Below are 19,580 nucleotides of genomic sequence, written 5' to 3'. Positions count from 1 at the left end.
GGTTTGTCTATATTGTGTGGGAGAGGTAGTCCCGAACGATCCCGGAAAGGAACCGGTACCCACGTGTCCGCAGGAACAGTGAGGAAGAAGACGACGACCGCGCGGCGTCGCAACCGACCGAGCCCGCGTCAGCGACTGCTCGACTCGGCGACCAACCTGTTCACCACGGAGGGCATCCGGGTCATCGGCATCGACCGGATCCTGCGGGAGGCGGACGTCGCCAAGGCGTCCCTGTACTCCCTCTTCGGCTCGAAGGACGCCCTGGTCATCTCCTACCTGGAGAACCTCGACGAGCAGTACCGGACGGCCTGGGAGGAGCGGACGAAGGGGATGACGGACGCCGAGGACAAGATCCTCGCCTTCTTCGACCTCGCCATCGCGGAGGAGCCGGGCAAGGAGTTCCGCGGCTCCCACTTCCAGAACGCCGCCAACGAGTACCCGCGCCCGGAGACCGAGTCCGAGCACGGCATCGTCGCCGCCTGCCGGGAGCACCGCCGCTGGATGCACCAGACGATGACGGACCTGCTCACCGCGAAGAACGGCTACCCCTCCGCCACGCAGGCGAACCAGCTGCTCATCTTCCTCGACGGCGGCCTGGCGGGCGCGCGCTTCGCCCGGGAGGTCACTCCGCTGCAGACGGCCCGTGATCTGGCCCGTCAGATGCTGTCGGCTCCTCCGGCGGACTACTCGATCTAGCGTTCTTCCGCGCCTCCAGCTTCGCCCTCCACCGCTCGACGCGGGCGTTCGTCTCCTCCCGCTGCAGGGCGCTGCGGGCCTGCTGACGCTCCTTCTCGAGCGCCTTCCGCTCCGCCTTCTCCGCCGCCAGCCGCTCGCGACGTTCGGCCTTCTCGGCCTTCAGTTCGCGGCTGATCTCGGGGATCCGCCACGGCTGCACGGCGCCCACTGCTTTCCGACGCCGCGCGTCCCACTTCACCTGCCGCGCCTCACGCGCCGCCGCCCGGGCCTTCTCCCGGCCCTGCCGGTGCAGCTCGTGGAAGGACTCGTCGAGCGGGATCTGACGGTGGAGGATCGGGTACATGATGAGGGTCTGCACCATGGTCCACAGGTTGTTGGCGAACCAGTAGAGGACGATCGCCACCGGCAGGGGGCCGGTGAACGCGATCCAGAACAGCAGGAACGGCACGAGCACCGCGAGGATGATGATGACGCGGTGCATGCCGCGCGCCATCCCCGACTCCCAGTCGAGGGTCTGCTGGTTGCGCCAGATCGACACCGCCATGTTCACGCTGGTGAACACCACCGCAGCCAGCAGGTAGGGGAGCACGAAGGAACGCACGTCGCCGGCGGTGGTGCCCAGGCGGGCGAGGGTCTCCTCGGGCATGGAGATGTAGGCGGGCAGGGGGACGTCGTTGACCGTGGCACGCAGGAACGCCTTGATCTCCTCCGCGTTGAGGAAGCCGACGCGGGTGTCGGCCGCCACCGCCAGCTCGTCGGTGGGGCGGGCGATGCGGATGAGCACCTGGTACAGGCCGAGGAACACAGGCAGCTGGATGAGCGCCGGGACGCAGCCGGCGGACACCTTGTGCCCGTAGCGTTCCTTCAGTTCCTTCTCGCGCCGCATCTGCTCCGCGACCGACTCCCTGTCGGTGCGGGTGGCGTACTCATCCTTGAGGGCCATCTGCTCGGGGCGCATGGCCGTCGAGATGCGGGCCGTCTTCGCCTGCGCCCAGAAGAAGGGCACGAGGAAGAGGCGGACCGTGAGCACCAGTCCGAAGAGGGAGATGATCCAGGCGGTCGAGTCGTTGATCCCGAGCACCGAGTGCAGCAGTATGTGCCAGAGCTTCAGGACCCCTGAGACGGGGTAGATGAACGGTTCGAGCACGGTGGGCGACACCTGACCTTCAGTGGATTCAGCAGAAATGCATTCGGCGCTAGACTGCAGTGAGTCTTTGACGATCGTATCGTTCCCAGGAGTCTATCCCGCATGAGCAACCGCACCGACAATCCCCGGCGACGTGTGAGCGTCTCCCAGGTCCTCGGGGAACTGCTGCTCACCGCGGGCGTGATCGTCATGCTCTTCGCCTTCTACGAGTCCTACTGGACCAACATCGCGGCGGGGAAACTGCAGGACGAGAAGGCCTCCGCCCTGGAGGCGCGCTGGGGCGGCGACGGGGAGCGGGTCAACCCGCGGCAGCGGCTGACCCCGGAACTCGGTGAGGCCTTCGCCCGCATGTACGTGCCGGCGTTCGGCTCGGACTTCCAGTTCGCCATCGTCGAGGGCACCTCCGACGAGGACCTCAACGCGGGGCCGGGCCGGTACGTCGACACGCAGATGCCGGGGGAGCCGGGCAACTTCGCCGTCGCCGGGCACCGCGTGGGCAAGGGCGCCCCGTTCAACGACCTGGGGAACCTGAAGGTGTGTGACGCGGTGGTCGTCGAGACGCAGACCGAGTGGATCACCTACCGTGTCCTGCCCATCGACGCCGTCGGGGACGCCCGCCGCGCGGAGGCCACCGGCTGCCTCACCCCCGAGCAGGTCGAGCGGATCACCACCGGCGAGTACGCCGGGGTGCAGGGCCGGCACATCACCCTGCCGGGCGCCGTCGAGGTGATCAACCCGGTGCCGGGTCTCGCGGCGACCCAGGTCGACGAGTCGATGGAGTCGCTCATCACCCTGACCACGTGCCACCCGCAGTTCTCGAACGCCGAGCGCATGATCGTCCACGCCATCGAGGTCGAGTCGACCCCGAAGATCGCCGGGCAGCGTCCGGCAGTACTGGAGGAGAAGTAGATGTACGGACCACTGTGGCGGGCCCTGCCGGGCCCCTGGCCGGTGAAGCTCCTGCTGGTCGTGGCGCTCGTCGTGGCGGTGTTCCTCCTGCTCATGGAGGTCGTGTTCCCGTGGGTGTCCACGCTCATGCCCTACAACGACGTGGCCGTGTGATCTAGAGCCCCAGGCGTGAGATGACCTCCGTAGCGACCAGTTCCGCCTTGACCGACTGATCCTGGTTGCTGAACACCACCACGGCCCGGTCGTCCTTCTGCACCGCGTACACGGAGCCCACCCGGTCCGGCACCATGCCCGCGCCCGCCCGGCCCCCGGACCAGCCCGCGGGGTCCTCCGCGGGTTCCGTCGTGTCGATCGGTGCGGCCCAGTCCACGACGGCGATGGCTGCGTCGACGTCGGCCATGTCCCGGACGATGACCGTCAGGTGCGGTTCCTCGGGGTAGGACCAGAAGACGCAGGCCGGGGTGTCGAAACGCGTGTCGACGCCCACCCCCAGGGTCCGCTGCCCGTTCGTGTCCGAGACCCACTCGGTGTCCAGGTACGGGCACTCCTCCCAGCTGTCCCGCCCGCCGGGGACTTCCGGCAGGGCGTCGTGGGGCAGGCCGGAGTCGGTGACCTCGGCGGTCTCGGGGGCCTCAGTGATCCCGGGGGCGTCGGCACGCGGGGTCGACTCGGGGCTCTCCGACGGGGAACAGCCCGCCAGCGCCGCGGTGAGTGCGGTGAGGAGGGCGACGGGCAGGACGCTCGGTAGGCTCAGACGCATGGAGACCAGCCTAGATCCCCTCGACGACGTGGAGGAGCTCCGGCGCACCCGGGCCCCCGACGAGGACGCGCTCATCGACGGTGTGCACATCCTCACGACGGTGCTGCTGATCGCGGCGCTCGTGTCCTCGGTGAACCTGCCCTTCGGCGAGGCGGCCCTCAACCTGCTGCTCGGTTCGGGTTTCGCGGTGCTCTACTTCTACGGCACCGCCCTGCTGCCCGAGTGGCGGGAACCCACCGCCCTGGCGTGGCTGTTCAGCCTGACGATGCTGTGGGTGCTGGCAATGATGATCTCGCCGGTGGGCATCTACCTCGTGTTCACCCTGTTCTTCCTCTACCTCCGGGTGATGGACGACATCCGCGGCGTGGTCGCCGTCATTGCCGCGACACTCGCGTCGGTGTTCACGCAGGTGCCCAACGGGCTGACCGTCGGCGGCGTCATGGGGCCGGCCGTGTCCGCGGGAGTGGTCCTGGCGATCCACTACGCGTTCCGCACGCTGATCCGCATCAGCCGGGAACGTGAGGAGCTGATCGCCCAGCTCATCAACACCCGCACCCAGCTCGCGGAGACCGAACGCGCCGCCGGCGTCGCCGCGGAACGCCAGCGCCTCGCCCACGAGATCCACGACACCGTCGCGCAGGGGCTGTCGAGCATCCAGATGCTGCTGCACTCCGCCGACCGGGACCTGGAGAAGCTCGGCCTCTCCCCGGAGCAGCTGGCCGGCCCCACCCGGTTCATCGACCTGGCGCGCACCACCGCTCGGGACAACCTCAGCGAGGCCCGCGCCATGATCGCCGCCCTCACGCCCGCCTCCCTGCAGGAGACCTCGCTGGAGGCCGCGCTCGAGCGGATGGCCGCCGGCTTCGCCGCCGCCGGCGAGCTGACCATCGACGTCGGCGTGGAGGGGGCCGTGCGGCAGCTGCCCATGCGGACCGAGGCCGCCCTGCTGCGTATCGCGCAGGGGGCGGTGGGCAACGTCGCGAAGCATGCGGCGGCGAGCCGGTGCCGCGTGACCGTGACCTACGAGCCGGACGAGGTACGCCTCGACGTCGTGGACAACGGGCGGGGATTCGACCCCGCGACGGTGCAGGAACGCCCCGCCGGGCTGGGGCACGTCGGCCTCGACGCCATGCGGCAGCGCGCCGCCGAACAGGGCGGTGTGCTCGAGGTGGAGGCGACGCCCGGATACGGCACCGCGGTGTCCGTGGCAATCCCCCTTCCGGAGGACGCCGCGGAGACGACTACACTCGAACCAGAAACGTCGAACGAGGAAGGGGCCTGATGCCGTCATGATCCGTGTGCTGCTGGCCGATGATCATGAGATCGTCCGTATGGGACTGCGAGCCGTGCTCGAGGAGGCCGAGGACATCGAGGTCGTCGGCGAGGTGGCGACCGCGGACGCGGCCGTCGCCGCCGCCCAGGCGGGCGGCATCGACGTGCTGCTCATGGACCTGCGCTTCGGACCCGGCGTCGAGGGCACCCGGGTGACCACCGGTGCCGAGGCGACCGCCCGCATCAAGGCGTCCATGTCCAACCCGCCGCACGTGCTCGTGGTGACCAACTATGACACCGACGCCGACATCCTCGGCGCCATCGAGGCCGGGGCCGTCGGCTACATGCTCAAGGACGCCCCGCCGGCGGAGCTGCTCGCCGCGGTGCGTTCCGCCGCGGAGGGTGACTCGGCGCTGTCGCCGGTGGTCGCGGACCGCCTCATGACGCGTGTGCGTACCCCGCGTACCTCGCTCACCCCCCGTGAGCTGGAGGTGCTCACCCTCGTCGCCGCCGGTTCCTCGAACCGGGAGATCGGCCACGAGCTCATGCTCTCGGAGGCGACGGTGAAGTCCCACCTCGTCCACATCTACGACAAGCTGGGTGTGCGCTCGCGGACCTCCGCCGTGGCGGCCGCACGCGAGCAGGGCGTGCTCTGACCTTCCCCGGGGGCTACCTGCCCTGGGCCTTCTCGTAGGCCTCGAGGACGGACGCGGCGATCTTGCCGCGGTCGGAGACGTCCATGCCGTTCGCACGGGCCCACTCTCGGATGGCGCGGGACCTCTCACGCTGGGCTGCGGTGGACGCGGAGGAGGCGCGGGCCGGGCTCTTCTGCGGGGCCTGGGCCACCTGGGCGACGGCGATCCACGGATCAAGTGCGGCCCGGAAAGCGGCGGCGTTCTCCTCCGAGAGATCGAGGGTGTAGTGGCTGCCGTCCACGCTGAAATGAATGATATTCACCTCCGAGTCCTCGAGGGGGGAATTGTCGAGGTCATCAAAGTACTGGGTGATTTCGCGACGGGCCATGGGAATGTCTCTCCTTTTGTGGGGATAAAGCCACTATCCGTTTAAGCGGTCATTCACATAGTAACGTTTCGGGGCACTTTATGGGTACCCTGAATGCATATTGCCCAATAGTGATTCACATGGGAAATGTAAACCGCCGTCGATACGCTTACAGGGGCGTATTGGCGGCGGTATTTTTGCGGGGGAAATGACCCTAGGGGCGGCGCAGACGCTCCTGGATCTCCTGGGTCACGGCGTCGATGTCACGGGAGATGGTGGCGTGGGCGCGGCGCCGCTGCTCCGGGGTCATGAACTCCGCGTTGTCGGTCGCGGTGTGGAGCTCGGCGAGGCGGTCCTCCACGTCACGGATGAAACCGGTGGGCAGGTGGTCCCGGTTGAGGGTGCGGCTGATGCCGTCGATACGTGCCTTCAGGTCGGCGCCGTGGCCGGAGAAACGGGCCAGTTCATCGGCGCTGACGCCGAGCTTGCGGGCGCGGGCGTCCACGACCTGCTCGCGGCCGGCGGTGACCGCCCGGTAGATGAGGGGCAGCATGACCGGCAGGGCGACGCGGGCGAGTCCGGCGTAACGCTTGAAGGTGGCTGCATTGAGGCGGCCGGCGCGCAGCTGCTCGAGGGTGTTCTCCGCCATGCGGCGCTCGTGCTTCCGCTTCGCCTTGAGGCCCTTGCGCTCCTCCTTGAGAAGGTCCTTCTCGAACTTCTGCAGCAGCTGTTCACGCTTCAGCTGCAGCTTCGCCTCCTGCTTGGCCTCGCTCCTGGCACGGACCTTCGCGGCCTGGATCTCTGCCTTCGTCTTAGCGCGGCCCTTACGGATGGCCTCGAAAATGCCCATGTGGATTAGCCTCAGTCTTTCCGGAAGTTCGTGGTCGGGTTCAACATTACCTGTCAGGGTGGGTTATGCTCACGCCATTGTGATTGCCCAGCCTGTGAGCGCCGCTGATCTGGTGGGTTGCCGCTACCGGCAGGTCCAGAAGCTCAGGCATCCGGAGGTGCCGCGGACCCGCGCGGCCCGGATGCGGCAGGAACGCGTCGAGGCCGCCCGCGCCGCCGTCCACGCCCTGCTTCCGGTGCGCCCCGCCCGCGGTGACCGTCAGCGTTTCCTGCGTGTCGACGTCCCCCCGGTCCCCCTCGAGGACGACTCCTTCCACGCGGAGATGGCCACCCTCGAGGCCCTGGCGGCGCAGGCGGACCTCATCACCGGCGCCGTGTTCATGGGCACCTCGTCCGGCGTGGACTGGCGTGTCGACGTCGATCTGCTGGTCCGGCGGCCGGACGACACGTACATGCCGGTGATCATCAGCAACCACCGGGTGGCGCGTGCCGACGACGGCAGCTCCACCCCGGTCATCGCCACCGCCCGCCTCGGCCTCGGGCAGGCGGTGGAGGCCCGCTACCGGCTGCGTCACCACGTCACCGACGGCTACCGCCTCGGCCTCGCGGCCCGCGCGCTGGAGGATATCGGCGTCGACTCCGGGGTCGGCGCCGCCATCGGTCAAGACCGTTCCCGTGCCTTCCTCACGCCGACCGCCCCGCTGCAGCCGGCCCTCGACGCCGCGCTGACCGCGGAGCTGCCGGACTTCCCGCGCCGCGTGAAGGAGTGCGCGACCTGCCGTTTCTGGCCCCTGTGCGAGGAGCAGCTGGTCGCCGTCGACGACATCTCCCTCTACCTCGCCGGTGACCGGGCGAGGAAGTACCGCGACGAGGGCATCGACACCGTCGGCGGGCTCATCGAGGCCGACCTCGGCGACGCCAGCCGCCTGGCGCAGGCCTGGCGCGACGGCGTCGTGCTGCTGCGGAAGGTCGACGAGGTGACGGCACCGGCGACGGACGTGGAGATCGACGTCGACATGGAGGCCTACCTCGACCAGGGCGCCTACCTGTGGGGTGCCTTCGACGGGGAGAACTACCAGCCCTTCGCCACGTGGGTGCCGCTCGGCGGGGACGGGGAGGCCGAGAACTTCGCCCGCTTCTGGCACTGGCTCATGGAACGCCGGGAGCGGGCCCACGCCGCGGGGCAGAGCTTCGCGGCCTACTGCTGGTCCAACCACGGCGAGAACCACTGGCTGCTCATGAGCGCGCGGCGTTTCGCGGGGCGTACCTTCGGTCCCGTCAGGGTGCCCACCGAGGCCGAGGTCCGGGCCTTCATCTCCTCCCCGGAGTGGGTGGACGTGTTCCGCCTGGTCCGCGCGCAGCTGGCCGGCCCGGGTGGGCTGGGCCTCAAGGTGGTGGCCCCGGAGGCGGGCTACACGTGGGAGGACGGTGACTTCGACGGCGAGGAGTCCGTCAACGCCCGCCGGATCTCCCGGGGATCGGACACGGCGGCCCTGGAGGCCCGGCGTCAGCTGCTGCGCTACAACGAGGACGACTGCCGCGCGACGGCCGCGGTGCGGCACTGGCTGCGGGCGGGCGCGCCGGGCGTGGAGCGGCTCTAGCCGTACCCGGCCGGGGCAGCTACGCCACGCGCACCTCCGCGCGTCCCAGCACCAGCGCCGTGGCCACGACGAGCAGCAGGAGCGCTGCGAGGACGAGGATGAACCCGGACCAGGTGGTCAGGGCGAAGACCACGCCCGTGGCCGCGCCCACCAGCGAGGAGCCGGCGTAGTAGGAGAACAGGTACATGCTCGACGCCTCCGCGCGGTGGCTGGTGGCGGCCAGGCCGATCCAGCTGGAGGCGGTGGAGTGCATGGCGAAGAACGACGCCGTGAACAGGAACAGGCCGGTGAGCGCGCCGGGCAGCCAGCCGGACATCGTGGCCAGCAGGCCGAGGAACATGAGCGCGGCACCGGCGATGAGCACCCGGCCGCGGCCGTACTTGTCGGTCAGCGCGCCGGCGCGGGCGGAGCTCCACGTGCCGGAGAGGTACATGAGGAACACCAGGCCGACCAGCGCGGGGGAGAGCCCGAAGTGGTCGATCATGCGGAAGCCGAAGAAGTTGTACAGCGACACGAACACGCCCATGCCGACGAACGCGATGACGAACAGGCCGACCAGCCGGGGGTTGCGCAGGTGCTCGAGCATGGCGGCGAGTTCGGTCCGCAGACCGATCCGTTTGGGGGTGAAGCGGCGCTGGCGGGGCAGGAGGACGGTCATGAGGACCGCCATGCCCAGCGCCACGAGCGAGCTGACGACGAGGGCCGCCCGCCAGTCGACGATCTCCAGCAGGCCGGCCGGGATGAGGCGGCCGGTGAGTCCGCCGACGGTGGTGCCGGCGACGTAGATGCCCATGGCGCGGCCCAGGGCGGCGGGGTCGAGTTCCTCGGCGAGCCAGGTCATGGCGACGGCGGGCACGCCGGCGATGGCGATGCCCTGCAGGGCGCGCAGCGCGATGAGGGTGGGGGCGTCGGGTGCGAGGGGCAGCAGGAGACCCAGGGCGGTGGCGGTCAGGGCGGAGATGACGAGCAGGCGGCCGCGGCCGAAGCGTTCCGAGAGGATCGACATCGGCACGATGCACACCGCCAGCAGGCCGGTCGTCGCGGAGACGGTGAGGGCGGCCTCGGTGGGGGTGATGCCGAGGTCCTCGACGAGGGTCGGCAGCAGCGCCTGCGTGGCGTAGAGGGCGTTGAAGGTGGCCAGGCCGGCGGCGAGCATGGCGAGGACGGCTCGCCGGTAGTTGCGGTCGGTGCGGGTCAGGCCTGGGCTCATGTGCCCATCGTGGCCCACCGGGGATCATGTGTAAAATGTGCGGATTGACGCATATTGATACGGTTAGCGCATGAGCACTCTCACGACCTCCGACCTGCGCGGATTCATCGCCGTCGCCGAGATCGGGCACCTCACGGAGTCGGCCGCCGCCCTGGGCATCCCGCAGCCGACGCTCACCCGCCGCGTCCGCCGGGTGGAGGAGGCCGTCGGGGCCGACCTCTTCGACCGCGTGGGCCGCCGTCTCGTGCTCAACGGCCGGGGCCGCGCCTACCTGCCTCACGCCCGCGCCGGGTTGCGCGAACTCGCGGAGGGCCGCACGAAGGTCGCACGTCTCATGGACCCGGAGCGCGGCACGGTGCGCCTCGACTTCATGCACTCCCTGGGCACGTGGATGGTCCCGGACCTGCTCCGCGACTACCGCGCGCTGCACCCGCACGTCGACGTCCAGCTCCACCAGGGGGCGGCGCGGGTCCTCATCGACCGCGTGCTTGCCGACGCCGCCGACATCGCCCTCGTCGGTCCCCGCCCGGGCGAGTCCGTCGGGGCGGACGCCGTGCTGGCGTGGGACGAACTCGAGTTGCAGCGCCTGGCGCTCGCCGTCCCGGAGGGGCACCGCCTGGCCGGGGAGGGGCCGGTCAGCCTGCGGGAGGCGGTGGAGGAGCCCTTCATCGGGATGCTCCCGGGCTACGGCACCCGCATGCTGCTCGACCGCCTCACGGGGGAGCTCGGGTTCAGCCCGCACCTGGTGTTCGAGTCGATGGAGCTCACCACCGTCGCGGGGCTGGTCTCTGCGGGGCTGGGTGTGGCGCTGCTGCCCCTCGACGACCCCTACCTCGCGCCCCGCAGCATCGTGCTGCGCCCGCTGGACCCGCCCGCCCACCGGGAGCTGGGGATGGTGTGGCGCGCCGGGGCGCAGGAGGCGCCGCCGGTGGACCAGTTCCGGCGTTTCGTCATGGGGAGGTAGCGCAGAAAAGGCGACACCGCCGCAGCCCGGGGTGTCCCGGGGTGCGGCGGCGTCGAGAAGCGGGGGTTACTTCGCGGAGGCGTAGCGCTCTGCGACGTCGTCCCAGTTGAAGACGTTCCAGACGGCCTTGACGTAGTCGGCCTTGACGTTCTTGTACTGGAGGTAGAAGGCGTGCTCCCACATGTCCAGCATGAGCAGCGGGGTGAAGTTCACGGAGATGTTGCCCTGCTGGTCGGTCAGCTGCTGGATGATGAGGCGGTCAGCGACGTGGTCGAAGCCGAGGACGGCCCAGCCGGAGCCCTGCAGGCCCATGGCGGCACCGGTGAAGTGCGCCTTGAACTTGTCGAAGGAGCCGAAGTCGCGGTTGATGGCCTCAGCCAGCTCGCCGGTCGGCTCGCCGCCGCCGTTCGGGGAGAGGTTCTTCCAGAAGATGGAGTGGTTGGCGTGGCCACCGAGGTTGAAGGCCAGGTTCTTGGACAGGGCGCGGATCTTGTCCGGGTTGGCCTCGCCGTCGCGCTCGGCCTCGAGGGCCTCGAGGGCGGCGTTGGCGCCGGCGACGTAGGCGGCGTGGTGCTTGGAGTGGTGCAGCTCCATGATCTCGGCGGCGATGTGCGGCTCGAGGGCGTCGTAGGCGTAGTCGAGCTCCGGAAGGGTGTAAACAGCCATGTTGTTCTCTTTCCTGTCGTTAAACGGGGTGCGCCTTCCGACTGTACCGGCGGATGGCGCGTTGCCACCATGATAGGCGAATCTTTGATTTCGGCAACGTTAGTGTTGCGGAATTGAATGAATGCCGCTTCCGGGAGGGGGAAGTGCGTTTCCGTGGCTTTCGGCGATGAGGCGCGACCGGACCCCGGAGGCCTTTGGTGTGACTTGTGATCACCCCCTGTTGCAAACTTTACAGTTAGCCCGCATTAACTGAATTAAAGGATGAATCCGCAGGTCATCGCACTCAAAGGGGGAAGGTCACAACAATGCCGACGTGGGTAGTTCCCCACGGAAGGTGTTCCGGGTGGGTCGAATCCTTGTTATAAATCCTCCATCAATGTGAGCCAGGCCATAGCGATCTGTGGTGAGGGTCACGCCACACCCCAGATCTCACCCAAGGAGTGACACCATGTCCGTGAAAGCCCCCGCCGCCCTACCGCGCATGACGACCGCCGCCCCCGGCTGGAAGTCCAACCAACACAAGATGTCCGTTCTCGGCGTCGTCGCCGTCATGTTCCTCACGATGGTGTTCGACGGCTACGACATCGTCATCTACGGCGCCGTCCTGCCGACGCTCCTCGCGGAGCCGCACCACATCGGCCACCTCGCCCCGGCCGTCGCCGGCACCCTCGGCTCCTACACCATGATCGGCATCCTCTTCGGTGCCCTCGGCGCCGGCGCGATCGGTGACCGCATCGGACGCCGCAAGATGATGCTCGCGGCACTGGCGTGGTTCTCCGTCGGCATGGCGATGTCCGCCTTCTCCACCAGCATCGCCTTCTTCGGCGCCACCCGCTTCTTCACCGGCCTGGCCCTCGGCGTCATCACCGCCGGCGGTGGCGCGGTCATCGCCGAGTTCGCCCCGGCACACCGCAAGAACATGTTCAACGCGATCGGCTACGCCGGCATCCCCTTCGGCGGCGTCATCGCCTCCTTCTCCGCCCTCTGGTTCGAGGACGCCATCTCCTGGCGTGGCCTCTTCCTCATCGGCGCCTCCCCGATCCTCATCCTCCTGCCGCTCGCCTGGTTCCTGCTGCCGGAGTCCCCGCGCTGGCTCACCGCCATGGGCCGCACCGACCGTGCCCGCGAGATCTGCCGCAAGTACGACTTCCCGGAGGAGCAGTTCACCCGTGACGAGATCGTGAAGCTGGACCACGACGGCGCCGTCGTGAAGAAGCAGAAGATCGGCCTGGCCGCCATCTTCTCCCGCCACTTCCTGCTCGGCACCCTCATGATCGGCCTCATGAGCTTCATGGCCATCATGGCCACCTACGGCCTCAACACCTGGCTCCCGCAGATCATGCAGATCAACGGCATGTCCTCCGACGGCTCGCTCTACTCCCTCGTCGCCCTCAACGCAGGTGCCGCCCTCGGTGCCCTGGCCGCCGCCAAGATCGCCGACGTCATCGGCCCGAAGCCGGTCATCATCACCACCTTCCTCATCGCCTCCGCCTGCATGTTCGCCATGCCGTACCTCACCGCCGCCCCGCTGATGTACACCGCCATCGCCCTCACCGGCCTGGGCGTCACCGGTACCCAGATCCTCGTCTACGGCATGACCTCGAACTACTACCCGACCCGCGCCCGTCAGGCCGGCATGTCCTGGGCCGCCGGCTTCGGTCGCCTCGGCGGAATCGCCGGCCCGGCCATGGGTGGCTTCATCATCGCCCTCGGCCTCGGCGCCTCGGACGCCTTCCTGGTGTTCGCCGTCGCCACCGTCATCGGTGCCGTCGCCACCGCGTTCGTCCCGCCGCGCGACAACAAGTAACCCCACCAGGTAGTTCCCACCGCCGACGCCGTCCCCCTCCGGGGACGGCGTTCCGCGTTTCATAATGGGGGCATGACCTCGCTTCTCGACGCCTACGGCGTCCCCCTCCTCCTCTTCCTCGCGGTGACCCTCGTGGTGGCCGCGGTCCTGCTGGGGGCCGTCTCCCTCGTCCGGCGACGGCGGGGGAACCGGGGGAGCCGGGGCACGAAGCTGCTCACCGCCCTCATCATCGTCCTGGCGCTGGGCGCGGGCCTGGTCGTCGGCGGCACCCGCCTCATGCAGCAGGCCGGCGGCCTGCAGCGGGGCACCGGCCCGGCCTTCACCCTCACCGAGACGGAGAACCGTTTCGACCGCCAGGTGGACGTGGATTTCGGCCCCTTCGGGCAGCTCCTCGCCGCGGTGGGGAAGGAAAGGCTGCAGGAGATGAAGGAGCGTCTCGGGAACCGGGACCTGGTGGACCGCCACCGGGTCCGCCTCGAGCACGGCTACACCGCCAGCGACATGCTGGCCTACCACGTGTGGCGGATGCAGGACGGGGACCGGCCGAACTCCTACTACCGGGCCGTCCTGGAACTGGATCCCCGCGCCATCGCCGCCGCCGAGCAGGCCGGGGCGCCGGACCCGGACAACCCGCTCCACGGGGCCGTGGTCATGGTGAAGGGCAACGTGGCGGTGGAGGGGCTGCCCAACGACTCGGGCTCCTGGGCGCTGGCGGATGCGGTGGCGGGGGAGGACGCGGACGTCGTGAAGCAGCTGCGTTCCCGCGGTGCCGTCATCGCGGGGCGGACGAACCTGTCGGAGTTCGCCAACTTCCTCTCCTACAAGGCACCCAACGGATTCTCCGGCCGGGGCGGGCAGGCGCTGAGCCCGCTCGGGCCGCTGACGGTCGACCCGCTCGGCTCCTCGACGGGTTCGGCCACCGCCGTCGCCCTCGACTACGCGGACCTGACGGTGGGCACGGAGACCTCCGGGTCCGTCATCTCCCCGGCGCAGGCGAACAAGGTGGTCGGGCTCAAGGCCGCCCACTCCGACTGCTCCATCCGGGGGATCGTGCCCATCGACGACCGCGTCGACTCGGTGGGCTTTTTCGGGCGCAGCCTGCGGGACGTGCGGCTCGGCCACGACGCCGCCTGCCCGCCCGCAGAGCAGCCCGGGCGTCCGGCCCGGGTGATGGTCATGGGGGAGATCAGCCCGCAGCTCCGGGACCGGGCCCGGGAGGCCGGCGTCGAGCTGGTGGAGGTACCGGAGAACATCCGGGACCTGTACGACCGGCTGCAGGGGACCGAGTCCGAGTCCGTGCTCCTCGCCGGGGCCGGTCCCTCCATGGAGCGGCACCTGGCGGATTCCGCCGGTGCGGCCCGCACCCTGGGCGACATCATCGACTACTTCCGCGCCCACCCGGACACCGCGCCCTTCGGGTACCGCGTGTTCCGGGACGCGCAGGAGATGGATGCGAGGGACCGCGCCGACGGTGACGCGCAGCTGGGGAAGATCCGGCAGCTGGCCGCGGAGATCGACACCGCCCTGCGGGCCGCCGGGGTGGATGCGCTGGTCACAGAGGGAAAGAGCCTGGACGCCCTGGCGCTCGCCGGGGTGCCGCGCGTGGTGGTGCCGGGTGCGGAGGTCACGCTCGAGGTCACCGCGGCCGGCGAGGACGCCCTGCCGCAGGTGCTCGCCATCGCCGAGGCCCTCGACCCACGCGGAACGGACGGTACCCTGGGCAACATGTCCTGGATGTTTGTCAGAACCCCCGAACTGGTGCCCACCGAGCAGGCCCTGCCCGGCCGCGACACCCCGATCCTGGCGCACCCGCGCCCCCATGCCGTGCTGGGCACCCCCATCACCGGCCCGTGGCGTGAGGGGCAGCGTTCCCTCATCGTCGGCATCGGCTGCTTCTGGGGCGTGGAGAAGATGTACTGGGAGCTCGACGGCGTGGAGGGCACGTCCGTCGGCTACGCCGGCGGCGTCAGCCCGCACCCCACCTACCGGGAGGTCTGCTCCGGGCGCACCAACCACACCGAGGTGGTGGAGGTGGTCTACGACCCGGAGAAGGTCTCCCTCGACGAGCTCGTCGCCCTGGCCCTGGAGAACCACGACCCGACCCAGGGGATGCGGCAGGGCAACGACGTCGGCACGCAGTACCGTTCCGCCATCTACACCACCGGTCCGGAGGCCCGGGAGGAGGCGGAGAGGGTGCAGGCGATCGTCGACAAGTATGCCGCGGACCTGAAGAAGGAGGGGTTCGGCGAGGTGACCACCGAGGTGAAGCCGCTCGCGGACACGCCCTCCGGCGCCTACTTCCTCGCCGAGGACGAGCACCAGCAGTACCTGCACAAGGTGCCCCACGGCTACTGCCCGCACCACTCCACCGGAGTGGCCTGCCGCCTGCCCGACTAGGGCCAGACGAGCTCGTCGAGGCTGCTTATCGACGTCCCCTCGTTCCCCGTCCGGTCCAGGTACACGGCGTGCAGGCCCGCGCGGCGGGCCCCGGCGACGTCGTTCTCCCAGGAGTCGCCGATCATGACGGTGTGCCCCGCGGACGCGCCGACCTTCTCCAGCGCCGCCCGGTAGGACTCCGGCTGCGGTTTCGGGGCCCCGAGCTCCACCGTGGCGCACATGATCATCCCGTCGAGCCACAGGCCGGTGCGCTCGAGCTTGGCGCGCTGCATCTCCTCGGCGCCGTTGGTGAGGACGCCCACCGTCAGGCCCCGCTCCAGCGCGGCCCGCAGGGAGGGCAGTGCGTCCGGGTAGGCCACCCAGTTGCTGCGGTACACGGCGAGGTAGTCCTCGTACATGGTGAGGGCCTCCTCGTCGCTGAGCTCCGCCCGGCCGATGAACTCGCGGCAGCGTGCGACGCGCTGCCCGAGGTGACTGACCTCGCCGTTCTCGAAGGCGGTGAACCATTTCCTCTCGATGGTGAGCCAGCGCTGCCACTGCCCGGCGGGGAGCCCGAGGGCCCGGCTCCAGGACTCGACGCCGGCGCGGGCGGCGTGCTCGTGGTCGACGAGGGTGCCGTCCAGGTCGTAGAGGACGGCGCGGGTGTCAGCGGGAAGTAGCATGGGTCACACCATAAATGACGGTGCCGTGACCTTTATGAAGCCAGCGTGAACACTTCCCCCGTTGTGCTGCGAAACCGCTGGACAACGCCCATAATGACCAGCGTGAGGCAAACAGGCGAACACCGGATCACGCGACGGGGCCTGCTGCAGGGCACCCTCATCGCCGGTGCCGCCGCGGCCGCCCCGAGCTCGCTCGCCCGCGTGCGCGCCTCGGACGTGCAGGCCTGGGCGGACGTGGACCTTGACACCCTCCACGCCCCGCAGCCCTACGCTGCGCCGGAGCACCACGTGTTCATGCACGGCGTGGCCTCGGGCGACCCGGTGCCCAACTCCGTGATCCTGTGGACCCGCGTGACCCCCACCCCGGAGTGCGTGCCCGGCTCCGGCCTCGGCCCCGACGTGAACGTCCGCTGGGAGGTCGCCGCCGACCCGGAGTTCCGCCGGCTGGCGCGCGCCGGGGCCACCACCGCCCGCGCCGCCCACGACCACACCGTCCACGTCGACCCCTTCGGACTGCAGCCGGACACCGTCTACTGGTACCGCTTCACCGTCCTCGACGGCGAGCACGCCGGGCGGGTGTCACGCGCCGGGCGGACGCGGACGGCCCCGGCGGACGAGGCGGAAATCGGGAAGCTCTCCCTGGCGGTGTGCTCCTGCGCGAACTTCGAGGCGGGCTACTTCTCCGCCTACTCGGACATCGCGCGGCGGGCGCACGCCGGGGAGGTCGACGTGGTCGTCCACCTGGGCGACTACATCTACGAGTACGCCTCCGGCGACTACGCGGGGAAGTACGGCGTCGTCCGCCCGCACGTGCCCACGTGGGAAATCCGCACCCTCGCCGACTACCGTTCGCGATACGGGCACTACCGGCGCGACGTCGAGCTCCAGGACGCCCACGCAGCCGCCCCGTGGGTGGTCACCTGGGACGACCACGAGATCGCCAACGACTCCTGGGCCGGCGGCGCCGAGGGACACAGCGACTTCCACGGGGACTGGGAGACGCGCCGCGACGCCGCCATGCAGGCCTACCTCGAGTGGCTGCCCGTCCGCGGCACCTCCCCGTCGCGTGGGGGACGCATCTACCGCACGCTGCGTTTCGGCCGCCTCGCGGAGCTGCACATGCTCGACCTGCGTTCCCACCGCAGCGCGCCGGGCATGCTCCAGCCCGCGGCCCGCACCTCCGTGGACCGCACCATCATGGGCGGCGAACAGTTCTCGTGGCTCTCCGCGCGCCTGGCCACCGCGAACACGGGCTGGAACCTCATCGGCACGTCCGTCATGCTGGCACCGCTCAACCTGGTGCACATCGACCACCAGCTGCGTGCCCAGCTGACGGGGATGGTCGGCCTCGACGTCGCCGGCACCCCCGTCAACGTCGACCAGTGGGACGGCTACGTGGCGGACCGGGACCGTCTGCTCGCGCAGCTGGCGGAGCAGCACGCGCACGGCCGGACCGTCTTCCTCGCCGGTGACATCCACTCCGAGTGGGCCAACCACATCTGGCACAGGGACCGCGTGGTGGCCGCCGAGCTGGTGTGCTCCTCGGTCACGGCGGCCAACGTCGACGAGTTCCTCGGCGCGGCGGAGGACAACCCGGTCTCGCAGACCGCGGAGCGTCACGTCCTCGCGCACAACCGCCACATCAGCCACGTGGACCTCGACGCCCACGGCTACGCCATCCTCACCGTCCGGCCCACGCACGTGGAGATGTCCTGGCACCGCGTCGCCGACGTCACCGTCGCCGGTTCGCCCGTCACCGAGGCGCTGCGCATGCGTTACGACGGCGCCCTGGTCACCGCCTGATCGAGTCCGTCCGGATGAACGCCGCCATCCGCAGCGCCAGCGGCCGCGTGAGCCGCACGGTGGCGTGGTCGCCGAGGACGGCGTCCCAGTACCAGAGCATCTCGGAGTGGTAGTTGTGCCCGTGCCCGCCCGGCACGGAGACGGACGTGAGCTGGTCGAGGCCGACCTGCCAGCCGGAGACGAACGGCACCCAGCGCATGCCGGGGACCACGTCGAGGTGCTGCGGACGGGGTGCGCGGATGCCGCGGGAACCGGGCTCGGTGAGCCAGTCGGGGCGGCGCCAGTAGAGCCGCCGGTCCCACCACACGATCGGGTCGGAGGCGTGCTGCCCGATGACCACCCGCGGGTGCTCCCAGGCGTGGGGGAAGGGCATGCCGTGGACGTCCTGATGCAGGTGCAGGGGGCGGGCGGCGAAGCGGACGTGGCGGCCGCCGTCGATGACGGGGACGCGTTCGGGGGAGCCGGGGTCGCGGGAGCGGGTGAGGTCGCGGATGAGGCGGGTGAAGCGGGGCGCGCCGGTGAGCAGGGCGCCGTCGGTGCGTTCCAGCAGCTCGTCGAGGTCGGCGAAGGAGTCGGCGATGCCGTAGGCGCCGAGGGACTCGCCGGCGACGTAGAGGCGCGGGCGGTCCGCCGGGTCCATCTGCGCGAGGCGGGAGAGCACCGCGGAGATGAGGATGCGGGAGGCGCGGACGGGGGTGTCACGGTCGACGACGTAGGACACCGGCGAGGGCAGGTAGGAGTACTGCATGGCCATGGTGGCGCAGTTGCCGCCGGTGAGGAACTCGACGGCGCCGACGGACCAGTCGGTGATCCAGCCGGTGCCGGCGGAGGTCTGGATGACGAGGGTGTCGCGTCGGAAAGCGCCGGTCCGGTCCATCTCCGCGAGGATGAGCTGGGCCGCGGCCTCGAGGGAACGGCCGGGGACGAGGCCGACGAACAGGCGGATGGGTTCGTGGGTTTCGTCGAGGCCGGTGACCTCGTGGATGTCGCGGGCGCGCGGCCCGAGGGAGAGCACCGCGCGACCCTGGGAACCGACCGCCGACCACGGCTCCAGTGACCAGGGGGAGCCGGAGCGCTCGGGCTCCCAGGGCATCATCGAGCCGGGGAACACGGACTGGTTGACCACGCTGGCCTGGCGTGACATGTCGGCGAGGATGCGGCGGACGAGGACCTTGTCGCTGAGCAGCAGCGCGAGCCACGTGAGGCCCCCGGCGGCCAGCGGCCACGCGACCCACAGGGGCATGTGCCGGGCCAGGCGGGCGCCGAGGCGGTCGACGGAGGCCTGGGCGGCGTCGCCGAGCAGGAGGAGGACGCCGTACCCGGCGGTGCCCACGAGCCCGCCGATGAGGGCGTGGGAGCGTCCGCGCCGTCTGCCGACGCCCACCATCCGCGCCTGCTGGGTCTGGCGGCGCAGGCTGAGGAGCAGGGCGTTGGCGGTGACCACGGCGACGACGGTGTGTCCGGTGCCCGTCCAGAACCAGTTCGTCGGGGGGAGCCAGCGGCGCAGCACGTAGGCGAGGGCGGTGGCGCCCACGTGGCCGACGCCCTGCACGATGGCGACGTTGGCGGCGGTCACCCACCACGGGCGGGGCAGCAGGGAGGGGGACACGGCCCACCAGGTGGCGACCTCCGCGCCGAGGATCCCGGCGCCGAGGTGCTGAGGGAGGCGTCGGCGGCGGGTCATGCGGATGCCGGGGGTGAGGTCGTTGACCACCTCGAGGCCGAACGCCACGGCGCGGAGCGTGGCGACGGCGGCGGGTGCGACGAAGGTCAGTGCACGGCGCAGGTGGTGGCCCCTCATGACCACTGAGTGTGGCAGAGAATCAGGTGTAGCG

At 70.2% G+C, this 19,580-nt stretch carries 18 protein-coding genes and 1 pseudogene; 11 read left to right on the top strand and 8 right to left on the bottom strand.

Features of this window, described 5'->3' with window-relative positions:
- Positions 1-63: 63 nt before the first annotated feature.
- On the top strand, positions 64-696 hold the full coding sequence (locus tag B842_RS12495) for a TetR/AcrR family transcriptional regulator (RefSeq protein ID WP_040087007.1): 633 nt from the start codon (positions 64-66) through the stop codon (positions 694-696).
- Here B842_RS12495 and yidC read toward each other — a convergent pair.
- Positions 623-1,843 (bottom strand): membrane protein insertase YidC, encoded by a 1,221-nt coding sequence (gene yidC / locus B842_RS12490; protein ID WP_040087741.1) that lies wholly within the window; start codon positions 1,841-1,843, stop codon positions 623-625. The genes B842_RS12495 and yidC overlap by 74 nt on opposite strands.
- Positions 1,844-1,945: 102 nt before the next feature.
- Here yidC and B842_RS12485 point away from each other — a divergent pair, with 102 nt between their 5' ends.
- A complete protein-coding gene (locus B842_RS12485) occupies positions 1,946-2,752 on the top strand; it encodes a class E sortase (protein WP_040087005.1) in 807 nt (268 codons plus the stop codon).
- Positions 2,753-2,905: a hypothetical protein gene (locus B842_RS13785; protein ID WP_040087003.1), complete on the top strand. Its 153-nt coding sequence runs from the start codon at positions 2,753-2,755 to the stop codon at positions 2,903-2,905.
- A gap of 1 nt (position 2,906) precedes the next feature.
- On the opposite strand, the gene B842_RS12475 is transcribed toward B842_RS13785, so the two are convergent.
- Entirely contained in the window at positions 2,907-3,512 is a 606-nt protein-coding gene (locus tag B842_RS12475; RefSeq protein ID WP_040087001.1) for a DUF2020 domain-containing protein, read from the bottom strand.
- On the opposite strand from B842_RS12475, the gene B842_RS12470 reads away from it, so the two are divergent.
- On the top strand, positions 3,511-4,794 hold the full coding sequence (locus tag B842_RS12470) for a sensor histidine kinase (protein ID WP_052437947.1): 1,284 nt from the start codon (positions 3,511-3,513) through the stop codon (positions 4,792-4,794). The two genes, B842_RS12475 and B842_RS12470, sit on opposite strands and share 2 nt — an antisense overlap.
- A 7-nt stretch (positions 4,795-4,801) precedes the next feature.
- The gene (locus B842_RS12465; RefSeq protein WP_040086999.1) at positions 4,802-5,440 is read left to right on the top strand and encodes a LuxR C-terminal-related transcriptional regulator; all 639 of its coding nucleotides are present in this window, start codon (positions 4,802-4,804) and stop codon (positions 5,438-5,440) included.
- Positions 5,441-5,453: 13 nt separating this feature from the next.
- Here the strand turns inward: B842_RS12465 and B842_RS12460 are convergent, their stop codons facing one another.
- Both B842_RS12460 and B842_RS12455 read right to left on the bottom strand, forming a co-directional pair.
- Complete coding sequence (locus tag B842_RS12460; protein WP_040086997.1) at positions 5,454-5,807, bottom strand: histone-like nucleoid-structuring protein Lsr2; 354 nt, start codon at positions 5,805-5,807, stop codon at positions 5,454-5,456.
- A 193-nt stretch (positions 5,808-6,000) separates the two neighbouring features.
- Entirely contained in the window at positions 6,001-6,636 is a 636-nt protein-coding gene (locus B842_RS12455) for a DUF6474 family protein (protein WP_040086995.1), read from the bottom strand.
- 181 nt (positions 6,637-6,817) lie between these two features.
- Here B842_RS12455 and B842_RS12450 point away from each other — a divergent pair, with 181 nt between their 5' ends.
- Entirely contained in the window at positions 6,818-8,236 is a 1,419-nt protein-coding gene (locus tag B842_RS12450; protein ID WP_428839106.1) for a TM0106 family RecB-like putative nuclease, read from the top strand.
- Positions 8,237-8,255: 19 nt separating this feature from the next.
- On the opposite strand, the gene B842_RS12445 is transcribed toward B842_RS12450, so the two are convergent.
- Positions 8,256-9,446 (bottom strand): MFS transporter, encoded by a 1,191-nt coding sequence (locus B842_RS12445; protein ID WP_040086992.1) that lies wholly within the window; start codon positions 9,444-9,446, stop codon positions 8,256-8,258.
- 70 nt (positions 9,447-9,516) lie between these two features.
- Here B842_RS12445 and B842_RS12440 point away from each other — a divergent pair, with 70 nt between their 5' ends.
- Positions 9,517-10,410, top strand: coding sequence for a LysR family transcriptional regulator (locus tag B842_RS12440; RefSeq protein WP_040086991.1), 894 nt, complete (start codon positions 9,517-9,519; stop codon positions 10,408-10,410).
- Positions 10,411-10,476: 66 nt separating this feature from the next.
- On the opposite strand, the gene B842_RS12435 is transcribed toward B842_RS12440, so the two are convergent.
- The gene (locus tag B842_RS12435; protein ID WP_040086990.1) at positions 10,477-11,076 is read right to left on the bottom strand and encodes a superoxide dismutase; all 600 of its coding nucleotides are present in this window, start codon (positions 11,074-11,076) and stop codon (positions 10,477-10,479) included.
- A gap of 448 nt (positions 11,077-11,524) precedes the next feature.
- Between B842_RS12435 and B842_RS12430 the strand changes: the two genes are divergently transcribed.
- The 3 genes and pseudogenes from B842_RS12430 to msrA all read left to right on the top strand — a co-directional run bounded on the left by B842_RS12430 (position 11,525) and on the right by msrA (position 15,280).
- On the top strand, positions 11,525-12,883 hold the full coding sequence (locus B842_RS12430; RefSeq protein WP_245631378.1) for an MFS transporter: 1,359 nt from the start codon (positions 11,525-11,527) through the stop codon (positions 12,881-12,883).
- 72 nt (positions 12,884-12,955) lie between these two features.
- A pseudogene (locus B842_RS14120) lies at positions 12,956-14,017 on the top strand (amidase family protein); the annotation flags it as partial.
- Between the two features lie 591 nt (positions 14,018-14,608).
- On the top strand, positions 14,609-15,280 hold the full coding sequence (gene msrA / locus B842_RS14035; protein WP_040087738.1) for a peptide-methionine (S)-S-oxide reductase MsrA: 672 nt from the start codon (positions 14,609-14,611) through the stop codon (positions 15,278-15,280).
- On the opposite strand, the gene B842_RS12420 is transcribed toward msrA, so the two are convergent.
- Complete coding sequence (locus tag B842_RS12420) at positions 15,277-15,942, bottom strand: HAD family hydrolase (RefSeq protein WP_040086988.1); 666 nt, start codon at positions 15,940-15,942, stop codon at positions 15,277-15,279. The two genes, msrA and B842_RS12420, sit on opposite strands and share 4 nt — an antisense overlap.
- A 102-nt stretch (positions 15,943-16,044) precedes the next feature.
- Here B842_RS12420 and B842_RS12415 point away from each other — a divergent pair, with 102 nt between their 5' ends.
- On the top strand, positions 16,045-17,745 hold the full coding sequence (locus B842_RS12415) for an alkaline phosphatase D family protein (RefSeq protein ID WP_052437945.1): 1,701 nt from the start codon (positions 16,045-16,047) through the stop codon (positions 17,743-17,745).
- On the opposite strand, the gene B842_RS12410 is transcribed toward B842_RS12415, so the two are convergent.
- Positions 17,735-19,546, bottom strand: a complete 1,812-nt coding sequence (locus tag B842_RS12410) for an alpha/beta-hydrolase family protein (RefSeq protein ID WP_082028525.1) — start codon at positions 19,544-19,546, stop codon at positions 17,735-17,737. The two genes, B842_RS12415 and B842_RS12410, sit on opposite strands and share 11 nt — an antisense overlap.
- Positions 19,547-19,580 lie beyond the last annotated feature (34 nt).

The organism is Corynebacterium humireducens NBRC 106098 = DSM 45392 (genome assembly GCF_000819445.1).
Lineage (GTDB): Bacteria > Actinomycetota > Actinomycetes > Mycobacteriales > Mycobacteriaceae > Corynebacterium > Corynebacterium humireducens.
Note: the sequence above shows the minus strand (reverse complement) of the source record. Positions and strands in the feature narration are given on the sequence as shown.

Excerpts from the sequence above, each read along its gene's own strand:
- B842_RS12485 (WP_040087005.1), top strand. The coding sequence starts at position 1,946 with ATGAGCAACCGCACCGACAATCCCCGGCGACGTGTGAGCGTCTCCCAG.
- B842_RS13785 (WP_040087003.1), top strand. The coding sequence starts at position 2,753 with ATGTACGGACCACTGTGGCGGGCCCTGCCGGGCCCCTGGCCGGTGAAG.
- B842_RS12470 (WP_052437947.1), top strand. The coding sequence starts at position 3,511 with ATGGAGACCAGCCTAGATCCCCTCGACGACGTGGAGGAGCTCCGGCGC.
- B842_RS12475 (WP_040087001.1), bottom strand. The coding sequence starts at position 3,512 with ATGCGTCTGAGCCTACCGAGCGTCCTGCCCGTCGCCCTCCTCACCGCA.
- B842_RS12465 (WP_040086999.1), top strand. The coding sequence starts at position 4,802 with ATGATCCGTGTGCTGCTGGCCGATGATCATGAGATCGTCCGTATGGGA.
- B842_RS12460 (WP_040086997.1), bottom strand. The coding sequence starts at position 5,807 with ATGGCCCGTCGCGAAATCACCCAGTACTTTGATGACCTCGACAATTCC.
- B842_RS12455 (WP_040086995.1), bottom strand. The coding sequence starts at position 6,636 with ATGGGCATTTTCGAGGCCATCCGTAAGGGCCGCGCTAAGACGAAGGCA.
- B842_RS12450 (WP_428839106.1), top strand. The coding sequence starts at position 6,818 with ATGCGGCAGGAACGCGTCGAGGCCGCCCGCGCCGCCGTCCACGCCCTG.
- B842_RS12445 (WP_040086992.1), bottom strand. The coding sequence starts at position 9,446 with ATGAGCCCAGGCCTGACCCGCACCGACCGCAACTACCGGCGAGCCGTC.
- B842_RS12440 (WP_040086991.1), top strand. The coding sequence starts at position 9,517 with ATGAGCACTCTCACGACCTCCGACCTGCGCGGATTCATCGCCGTCGCC.
- B842_RS12435 (WP_040086990.1), bottom strand. The coding sequence starts at position 11,076 with ATGGCTGTTTACACCCTTCCGGAGCTCGACTACGCCTACGACGCCCTC.
- B842_RS12430 (WP_245631378.1), top strand. The coding sequence starts at position 11,525 with ATGTCCGTGAAAGCCCCCGCCGCCCTACCGCGCATGACGACCGCCGCC.
- msrA (WP_040087738.1), top strand. The coding sequence starts at position 14,609 with ATGTCCTGGATGTTTGTCAGAACCCCCGAACTGGTGCCCACCGAGCAG.
- B842_RS12420 (WP_040086988.1), bottom strand. The coding sequence starts at position 15,942 with ATGCTACTTCCCGCTGACACCCGCGCCGTCCTCTACGACCTGGACGGC.
- B842_RS12410 (WP_082028525.1), bottom strand. The coding sequence starts at position 19,546 with ATGAGGGGCCACCACCTGCGCCGTGCACTGACCTTCGTCGCACCCGCC.